This window comes from Devosia sp. (assembly GCF_028290645.1).
Classification (GTDB): Bacteria; Pseudomonadota; Alphaproteobacteria; order Rhizobiales; family Devosiaceae; genus Devosia_A.
Window position 1 is genome coordinate 1 of the sequence record NZ_JAQGJL010000194.1, and the last position, 9592, is coordinate 9592.

The following is a 9592-nucleotide window of genomic DNA, read 5'->3' on the forward strand; positions in this document are numbered from 1 at the left end:
TCGTGAGAACTTTCCAGCATCTTCCGGCAACCATCGCAGTTGCCACAGGGCTTATGGCAGCTCTGCTGCTTCCTGCTGCTGCCCAGGAGAAGATCCCATACCCGACCAAGCTCGTGACCCTGGTGACGCATTCAAGCCCCGGCGGCGGCAGCGACGTGTTCCTGCGCGACATGGCGGGCTACCTGGGGGATATCATCGACGCCGACTTCGTCGTCGAGAACGTCAGCGGGGGAAGCGGGGCCAATGCCATGGCGCACATGGCGCAGGCGCCGACCGACGGCAGCGTGCTCTACGCCACGACCCCGACCTATATCTACACTTCGCTGATGAGCGACCTTTCGGCGAACTACGAGGATCTCGAGCCGATGGTCAACGTCTTCTATGATCCCGAGGTCATCTACACGCGTGCCGATGCGCCCTACCAGACGCTGGCCGAGGTGCTTGAGCACGGCAAGACCAACCGCACGGCGTGGGGCGCCGGCAATCCTGGTTCGCTCGAGCGCATCGCCCTCGAAGAACTGAAGCGCAAGACCGGCATCGACGCAGCCATCGTCACCAGCGAAGGCGGCGGCGAGACGATGATCAATGTGCTGAACGGCACCCTCGACATCGCGGTGGGGGAAGTTCAGGAACTGCGCTCGCAACTGGAAGGCAAACAGGTTCGCGTCCTCGCCGTTGCCACCGAACAGCGTTTGCCCGAACTTCCCGATGTACCCACGCTCAAGGAGGCCGGTATCGACATGGTCATTCGAAAGTTCCGTGGATTGGCAGGTCCCGCGGGGATTTCGAAAGAGGCCGTGGCCGCCTGGGAACAGGCAATTCCGCGTCTCCTCGAAGTTCCGGGGTACAAGGCGGGCTATTCGGCATCCAGCCTGGTCCCGAGCTTTATCCCGCACGCCGAGTACGGGCCGTTCATTACCAGCTTCGCGGCGGAACAGAAGGCATTCCTTACCGAAGCCGGCGTCATCAACTAGTCGGCTGAAACCGGAGACAGCGCGATGACGCGGGATATCGCTCTGGGGGTCATCGCGCTGGTCTTTTCGGTGTTCTACGTCACCGAGGCTTCCAAGATTTCCAGGAGCGCACTGGGCGACGCAGTTGGTGCCGGGGGAGTGCCCATGACCCTGGGCTGGATCATGGGTGGCGCCGCAATCCTGCTTATCGCGCATCAATTGTGGATGCGCCGCGCCGGCCCGCTGATCGAGGCGAAGGTCACCGAAGCGTTTGAAACCCCCGGCAGGACGGCACTCGTCGCCGGGGGTGTCGTCCTGATCGCTGCCCTCTATATCGCCGCCGTCAGGTGGCTCGGCTACCTGCCGAGCACCGCGTTGCTGCTGGCCGCGATGTTCCTCTACCAGCGGGTGCCGTTGACCTGGCGCACGGCGGTGGTGGCAATCGCCGGTTCGTTTGCGCTGTGGCTGCTCTTCGACGCCTTTCTCGGAATCAACCTGCCGAACGGGCTCCTCTCCGGCCTGATCTGACGGCCGCCGCCGCGGTCGGCTTTCGGGCCCTTCTTTCGTTCTGGATTGCTGGAGTCCCTCCTGATGGATGCATTGCTGCAAAGCTTCGGCTTGCTGACCTCGACGCTGATTGTGCCGATGGCGATCCTCGGAATGGTGTGGGGCATCTTCGGCGGTGCGCTGCCGGGCATTTCGCCCTCGATCACGATGGCGCTGCTGCTTCCCTTCACCTACACGCTCGACCCGATCCCGGCGATCGTGTTGCTGGCGGCGACCTATGTGGGCGCGGAGTATGGCGGCTCCGTGCCGGCTATCCTGATCCGGACGCCCGGCACCAATGCGGCGGCCGCGACGCTGATCGACGGCTATGAGATGAAGAAGCAGGGCAAGGCCGGCGAGGCGCTGGGCATTTCGCTCTATGCGTCCACCATCGGCAATTTTGCCGGCATCCTCTGCCTTATCCTGTTTACCGCGCCGCTCTCGCAACTGGCACTGCAGTTCCGGCCGACCACGTATTTCGCGCTCGGCCTGCTCGGCCTCAGTGTCATCGCCACGGTTTCCGAGGGGCTCCTGACCAAAGGCGTTCTCGCCGCACTGATCGGACTGATGATCGCTACCGTCGGAACGGACCCGGTGAGTGGTGTAGCGCGCTTCACCTATGGCAGCGCGGATCTGTTGTCCGGCGTGCCGATCATTCTGGTCATGGTGGGGCTGTTCGCGGTCAGCGAGGTGTTGGAGCAGGTGGCCACGAAAAGCCAGTGGGATGCCGTCAAGGGGAACGCCTCGCGCCTGAAATTCCCCAACTGGGCGATGCAGAAGCGGCTCTGGCTTTCGAACCTGATCGGCTCGGGGATCGGCATTTTCTGCGGTATCATGCCGGGCGCCGGCGGGACCGTGGCGTCCTTCATGGCCTATAACGAGGCGAAACGCTTTTCGAGGCACAAGGAAGAATTCGGCAAGGGGTCGCCCGAGGGCGTCGCCGCTCCGGAGGCTGCCAACAATGCGGATGCGGGTGTCGGTCTCATCCCGCTTCTGTCCTTCGGCATCCCGGCTTCGAACTCCACGGCAATTCTTCTCGGCGGCTTCCTCATCCACGGCCTGATCCCGGGACCGGTGCTGTTCGATCGGGATCCGACGATCCTCTACGGCCTTTTCAGCGGCCTTATCGTCGCCTCGATCGCGCTGATACCGGCCGCCTATCTTACGCTTTCGGTCTGCGTATGGCTGGTCAACCGGCCCAAGCCGTATCTGATGGCATTCATCCTGGCGCTGGTGCTGACCGGAGCGTTCTCCATCAACAACAGCGTATTCGACCTGGGCATCGTGCTCGCCGCCGGCGTGTTCGGCCTGGGCATGCGCTATTTCGGCCTGCCGATGCTGCCGGTGATCCTCGGGCTCGTGCTTGGCTACATGATCGAAGCCAATTACCGGCGGTCACTGGTGATCTCGGGGGGCGACCACACGATCTTCCTCGAGGACCCGATAGCGGTTGTCTTCCTTGCCCTGTCGGTGGTCTTCCTCGGCATTTCGCTGGTCCAGGAGTTCCGCACCCGCCGGACCGACCGGCCCGCCCCGCCTGCGACCTGACCGCCGCGCCTGCTTTTTTTCAGCCTGGAGATACGAATGCACGAAGAGACCTTCTCGGAACAACTGGCGGGGTGGGGGGCCGGGCTTTCGCCGCGGGACATTCCGGCAGAGATGGCAGCCAAGGCCGAGGCGATCCTCATCGATGTGGTAGGGCTCTGCCTTGCCGCACGGCAGACCGACTATGTCGCCAGCGTTCTTCAGGCCGCCGAGCGCGGCAACAACATCGCGATAGGGCACCGGCATCGCCTCACGGCTGCGGACGCGGCACTGCTGAACGGCACGGCTGCGCATGGCGAAGATTTCGACGACACTTTCGAGGGCGGCCCGGTGCATTCCGGCGCCGTTATCGTCCCGGCGGTCCTCGCCATTGCGGAGCGGGAAAACCTCTCGGGGGAACGGGTGCTGCTCGGCATAGCGGCAGGCCTCGAGGTGATGTGCCGGCTCGGGCTCCTGACCCCCAAGGCAATCCACAGGGCCGGCTTCCATCCGACTGCGGTGCTCGGATCGCTGGCGGCGGCCTTCGCCGTCGGTGTCGCGCTCGGAGTCGATGCCAAGGCCCTCAAGGATGGGCTCGGCATTGCGGGATCGACGGCCTCGGGCATCATCGAGTATCTCGGGGATGGAAGCTGGACCAAGCGAATGCACGCCGGCTGGTCGGCGCAATCGGGCCTGCGCGCGGCGCTTCTCGGGCGCGCCGGGTTTGTGGGACCGGCCAAGGTGCTGGAGGGCGAGCACGGTTTCTTCAAGGCCTTCGCACCGTCGGTGGCGCCGCGCTACGACAAGCTTTTCGAAGGTCTCGGGCAGCGCTGGATTTCGCAGACGATCACCTTCAAGCCCTATCCCTGCGGCACGATGGTGCAGCCCTATATCGACTGCGCCTTGTGGCTTGCCGACAACGGCGTTGCGGCGGCCGAGGTCAGCAAGATCCATTGCCTGACCTCGGAAGGCTATGTGCACCGGCTTTGGGAGCCGCTCGAGCTCAAGCGCTCGCCACCGACCTCCTACGCGGCCAAGTTCAGCACGCCATTCGGCGTTGCCCTCGGCCTTGTCCGCAGGCGGGCAGGGCTAGCCGATTTTTCGGACGAGGCGATCGCCGATCCGGCGCTGCTCGACATCAGCCGGCGCGTGACCTACGAGATCGATCCAAACGATCCCTATCCGGACCGCTTCACCGGCCATGTCAGGGTCGAAACCCATGACGGCCGCGTTTTCGAGCGGCGCCAGGATCATATCCGCGGCGGCGTCGAAGCCCCGCTGTCCCGGGAAGACGTCCACGCTAAGTTCCTTGCCAATGCCGCTTATGGCGGGATCGGCAACCCGCAGTTGGTGCTCGATCTGTGCGGCAGGATTTTCCACGCCCCCGAGAGCGCCCCGCTGATCGCCCAGTTCGCGGTGGATGAATAGAGGCTGGCCAATGAGTGCAAATGAACTGGCCGGCCGGGTCGCCATCGTTACCGGCGCTTCGCGCAATATCGGGCGGGCCATCGCTGTCGCGCTCGGGAGTGGGGGCGCTTCGGTTCTGGTTCATGCGCACGGCGACAAGACGGGGGCCGAAACGACGGCGCAGCTCGTCGTCGCGGCCGGCGGCAGGAGTGCCGTCGCCCTGGGCGAGCTTGGCGACCCCCAGATCGCCGCGAGGATCGTCGATGCAGCGCTCGAGGCGTTCGGCTCGCTCGATATCCTCGTGACCAATGCAGCGATCCGGCCGGAGAGCTCGATCGAGGAACTCGACTATGTGGAATGGCGCCGGGTGATGGCGGTTTGTCTCGACAGCGTTTTCCTGCTGACAAAGGCAGCCCTCGCGCCGTTGAAGGCAAGCAATCAGGGCGCCATTGTCACCATTGGCGGACTGACCGGTCATTCCGGGGCGGGCAATCGCGCCCACGTCGTTGCGGCCAAGGCCGGCGTCGTCGGCCTCACCAAGGCACTGGCCCACGACCTGGGGGCGCATGGGATAACGGTGAACTGCGTATCCCCGGGGCTTATCGAGACGCAACGGGCAGAAACGCAACCGAAACACCACGCTACGCGTACCAGCATCCTCGGTCGCCGTGGCACCCCCGAGGACGTTGCAGCCTCGGTGAGGATGCTGTGCGGGCCGACTGCGCGCTACATTACGGGCCAGACCATTCACGTGAATGGCGGCGCCCTGATGGTGTAGCCGCATGGCCAGGCTCCCGGACGTTGTGCTGACGCTCGTGACCCTCGCGGCGGCAACGGTCTGCGGCTTCGCCTTTCACGCCCTCCAGTTGCCCCTCGCCTTCATTCTCGGCTCGATGCTGGGATCAGGCCTTGTTGCCAATCTCCTCACTCGCATGCACGGCGGCCATATGATGCGCCGGGGCGGCCAGCTGATCGTTGGTGCTTCGATCGGCGCGGTGATGCACCCCCAGGTCATCGTCGAACTGGTCGGCCTGCTGCCCCTGATGGTTGGCGTTGCGCTGGCCTCCAATCTCATGGGCCTGGCCCTCGCCTTGCCGATCGCCTGGGTCGCGGGAACCGACCGGGCAACTGCGGTGCTCGCCTGCCTTCCCGCGGGTATGTCCGAAATGGCGACGTTGGCCCGCGAACTGGGGCGTGACGAGCAGGCCGTTGCCACCATCCACACGCTCCGCGTGATAATGATCCTCTCCTTCGTCGCGTTCTGGCTGGAGCTGACAGCGCCTACGCCTGTGGCGACGGCAGTGGTTTCCACCCCGGCGGAGCCACCCTATGTTCTTTTCGCGATGGTCGTTGTCGCCGGCCTGTTTGCGGCGGTGGCCACTCGCCTTCGCGTCACCAACGCCTGGGCGATCGCGCCGATGCTGCTTGGGCTCCTGATCGCCGCTGCAGGCTTCACGATCCCGGCCATGCCGCAACCCGTCCTGGTGGCCGCTCAGATCGCCATCGGAGCGTCGCTCGGCCTCCGCTTCCGGGTGGATCAGTTCAGACGACTTCCGCGCGTGGCGTTCGCCGGAGTGCTGTCCGGCCTGGCCTTGATTGCCACTGCATTCCTCGGCCTCAGCTGGATGCTGGAGCGGCTGAGCGCACTCGACCATGCTTCGGCCATGCTTGCCGTCGCCCCGGGCGGCCTTGGCGAGATGATTGCCGCAGCGACCACGCTCGGACTGCTGGCGGCCACGATCGCCGGCTTCCAGATCACCCGATCATTGATGACCAACCTTTTCGCTCCGCCGCTGATCCGGTGGGCCGTGGGTCGCCGCCCCGAGGGGCCGGCGCCGGTGTCATGACGGTCATTTGTTGACAATCTGGCTCCCGGCAGTGTGGTTAGAGTTGCAATTGTTGTCAGATGGCATACGGCAGGAGCCCCCAAACAAGCGTTCTCCCACCGCATGCGATCCTTGTTCCCGTCAAGCTCACAGTGGTTTTTGAATGTCGGATCCGTTGAATCAAGCGTCCAATATCTCGGACATCGATTTCCTGAGGACGCGTTCGCTTGCGAACGTGGTTCAGGCCGAAATCGAAAGAATGATCATCGACGGTGAGTTGAAGCCCAACCAGCGGGTGAATGAAAACGGCCTGTCGCAGCGCCTCGGGGTCAGCCGGGGGCCGATCAGGGAGGCCTGCAGCGCTCTTTCCGCGATGGGTTTGATCGAAATCGTGCCCAATCGCGGCTTTTTCATCCGCGCGCTGTCAAACGATGAAGCCTTGGATCTATCCGTGGCGCGCGCCGGCATCTTTGGATGCATGGCGATGATGCTGGCCGAACGCGTTACCGACGATCAGATCGCACAGCTCCGGCAGTTACTTGAGGGCATGGAGAACGTCGTCGCGCTTGGTGACGTTCACATTTACTACCCGATCAATCTCGAATTTCACGAGCGGATCGCCCTGTTCGCCGGCAACCAACGGCTTGCCCAGATCTACCAGAGCTTCGTCCGGGAATTACACATCCAGCGTTACCGGGCGCTCGCGAGCGGCGACGTGCTGCGCGTCTCCAACAATGAGCATCGGGAGATCGTCGATGCCCTCGAGGCCAGGGATGCCGATCGCGCCTTCAAGGCGGCACGTACCCATATCCTGAACGGCATCGAGCGGACCCGCAAAGCCGGAACTCCCCCGGAAACGGCATCTGCCGCTGCACCGGACAAGCCGACCCGCAAGCGCCGCACTTCAGCCACCTGAGCATCGTTTGCACGCGCTTGCCGGGATGTGGAACGGCTGTCGTATGCGTCACTAAATTGTTGACAATCGACAGTTTGCACCTAAGGTTCGGTGCGACCCTGCTTCGGCTAAATCACCCAAGGCGCAGGCAAAGTCGCCCCTGAACATGCGGGGAGGGTGTCGCGCGACGATCACCATGCCGTTCGCAATGGGGATTTGCGAAGCCTTGTCGCAATGGATCAAAGGGACCGGCAGCCAAAGCGCTGCCCATCAGGATACGGCAATTCATGGACGACACCGAAATCACCAGGAGACTGGCAAAATGGAGCGTGGACGTCACCCACGACGCCATTCCCGCGGAGGTGCGGACTGAAGGCGTACGGACTTTCGTCAACTGGCTTGGATGTGCCGTTGGCGGCGCCCGGCACGAGACCGTCGACCGGGCGCTCGAAACCGTCCAGATGTTCAGCGGGCCCCGACGCGCCCAGGTGCTTGGCCGCCTTGAGCGGCTTGACGAGCTGCATGCGGCCCTCATCAACGGGATTTCCTCCCATGTCCTCGATTATGACGACACCCACCTCAAGACCATCATCCACCCGGCCGGGCCAGTCGCCTCGGCAATCCTCGCGGTATCGGAGAGCCGTAATATAAGCGGGCGAGATTTCCTGACGGCGCTTGTCGTTGGCATCGAAGTCGAATGCCGGATCGGCAACAGCGTATACCCGGATCACTATGATCGGGGCTGGCACATTACCGGTACGACGGGGGTGTTCGGCGCCGCGGCGGCAACCGGCCGGCTGCTGGGGCTCGATCACCAGCAGATGACCTGGGCCCTCGGCATTGCCGCAACCCAGTCGTCGGGCCTGCGCGAAATGTTCGGCACAATGTGCAAGAGCTTCCACCCCGGCCGCGCCGCGCAGAACGGCGCCATGGCGGCATTCCTCGCCAAGGCAGGTTTCGACAGTTCCGAACGCGCCATCGAGGCGCCGCGCGGTTTCGCCAACGTGCTATCCACCAGGCAGGATTACGCCGAGATCACCGAGGGTCTTGGCACCCGCTGGGAAGCAGCGCTCAACAGCTACAAACCCTTTGCCTGCGGCATCGTCATCCATCCCACGATCGACGGATGCCAGCAGATCAGGGCGCAACTGGGCCCCAAGGTCGAAGCGATACGTTCGGTGGAACTGAGCACTCATCCGCTGGTGCTGGAGCTGACCGGCAAGACGGAGCCAAGGACAGGTCTCGAGGGGAAGTTCAGCGTCTACCACGCCGCCGCCATTGCGCTTTTGCGCGGCGACGGTACGCCGTCCGCCTTTACCGATGAGGCCGTTCGCGACCCGGCCGTCGTGGCGCTTCGCGACCGGGTCAAGGCGACCAGCAACAGCGCCATTGACGAGGACGCCGTCGATATCGTGGTCACGCTGCAGGATGGCGAGCGCATCGAACTTTCCGTCGCCCATGCCATCGGCAGCCTCGAACGCCCGCTTTCGGATGCGGCGATTGGCGAAAAATTCTTCCAGCAATCGGCTCAGGTCATCGGAGAGCAGCCAGCCAGGGATCTGCTGGCCAAAGCCTGGGACGTCGAGCAGGCCGGGGACATCGGCTCCATCGCCCTCGCCACCGCCGCCACCCCCTGACCGGTTCCAACCAAGGATCATCACATGAACAAGCATCTCGTCATCGGGATACTGAATGGCGACGACATCGGCCATGAGATCGTGCCGGCGGCCGTCGAGGTCACCAAGGCGGCGGCACAGGTGGCGGGTCTCACCATCGATTGGCGGCCCATGCCGATCGGGCGCAGCGCACTTGACAGCCACGGCTCCACCTTTCCCGAAGGAACGATGGACGCCCTGGGCAAGATGGATGGTTTCATCCTCGGTCCGATCGGGCACCAAGCCTATCCAAAGGTTCCCGGCGCCATCAACCCGCATCCGATCATGCGCAAGCAGTTCAACCTGTTCGCCAATGTCCGGCCGACCCGGTCCTATCCAGGGCTTGGCGCCATCCGCGACGACATCGACCTGGTCATCGTGCGTGAGAACAACGAAGGCTTCCAGCCCGATCGCAACGTCGTCGCCGGTTGCGGCGAATTCCGTCCGACCGAGGATGTGACGATCTCGGTTCGCGTCATCACCCGCGTCGGCTCGTCCCGCGTCGCCCGGGCCGCATTCGAAATCGCGCAGCAACGCAGCAGGCGCCTGACGATCGTTCACAAGAATACCGTGTTCAAGCTCGGCTGCGGCATGTTCGTGGAAGAATGCTACAGGATCGGCAAGGAATTCCCCGACGTCGCGGTCGACGAGGTTATCGTCGATACGATGGCGATGAGACTGATCCGCGACCCCCAGAGTTTCGATGTCGTGGTGACGACGAACATGTTTGGAGACATCCTGACCGATGAGGCCGCCGGCCTGGTCGGCGGCCTCGGCATGGCGCCG

The 9592-nt window shown here is 63.9% G+C and carries 9 protein-coding genes; all 9 read left to right on the plus strand.

Features of this window, described 5'->3' with window-relative positions; translation table 11 throughout:
- The coding region (locus JWQ89_RS10780; RefSeq protein ID WP_366143993.1) for a tripartite tricarboxylate transporter substrate binding protein at positions 1-974 on the plus strand (974 nt) is incomplete at its 5' end.
- Between the two features lie 24 nt (positions 975-998).
- Complete coding sequence (locus tag JWQ89_RS10785) at positions 999-1481, plus strand: tripartite tricarboxylate transporter TctB family protein (protein WP_299640865.1); 483 nt, start codon at positions 999-1001, stop codon at positions 1479-1481.
- Between the two features lie 63 nt (positions 1482-1544).
- Positions 1545-3047: a tripartite tricarboxylate transporter permease gene (locus tag JWQ89_RS10790; RefSeq protein ID WP_299640867.1), complete on the plus strand. Its 1503-nt coding sequence runs from the start codon at positions 1545-1547 to the stop codon at positions 3045-3047.
- Positions 3048-3083: 36 nt separating this feature from the next.
- Entirely contained in the window at positions 3084-4451 is a 1368-nt protein-coding gene (locus tag JWQ89_RS10795) for an MmgE/PrpD family protein (RefSeq protein WP_299640868.1), read from the plus strand.
- A gap of 10 nt (positions 4452-4461) precedes the next feature.
- Positions 4462-5208 carry an SDR family oxidoreductase gene (locus tag JWQ89_RS10800; protein WP_299640870.1) on the plus strand — a complete coding sequence of 249 codons (747 nt, stop codon included), beginning with the start codon at positions 4462-4464 and terminating at the stop codon, positions 5206-5208.
- A 4-nt stretch (positions 5209-5212) separates the two neighbouring features.
- Complete coding sequence (locus tag JWQ89_RS10805) at positions 5213-6277, plus strand: AbrB family transcriptional regulator (RefSeq protein ID WP_299640872.1); 1065 nt, start codon at positions 5213-5215, stop codon at positions 6275-6277.
- A gap of 142 nt (positions 6278-6419) precedes the next feature.
- Positions 6420-7172, plus strand: coding sequence for an FCD domain-containing protein (locus tag JWQ89_RS10810; protein WP_299640874.1), 753 nt, complete (start codon positions 6420-6422; stop codon positions 7170-7172).
- Between the two features lie 266 nt (positions 7173-7438).
- Positions 7439-8788 (plus strand): MmgE/PrpD family protein, encoded by a 1350-nt coding sequence (locus tag JWQ89_RS10815; RefSeq protein WP_299640875.1) that lies wholly within the window; start codon positions 7439-7441, stop codon positions 8786-8788.
- A 24-nt stretch (positions 8789-8812) separates the two neighbouring features.
- The coding region (locus JWQ89_RS10820; protein WP_299640877.1) for an isocitrate/isopropylmalate family dehydrogenase at positions 8813-9592 on the plus strand (780 nt) is incomplete at its 3' end.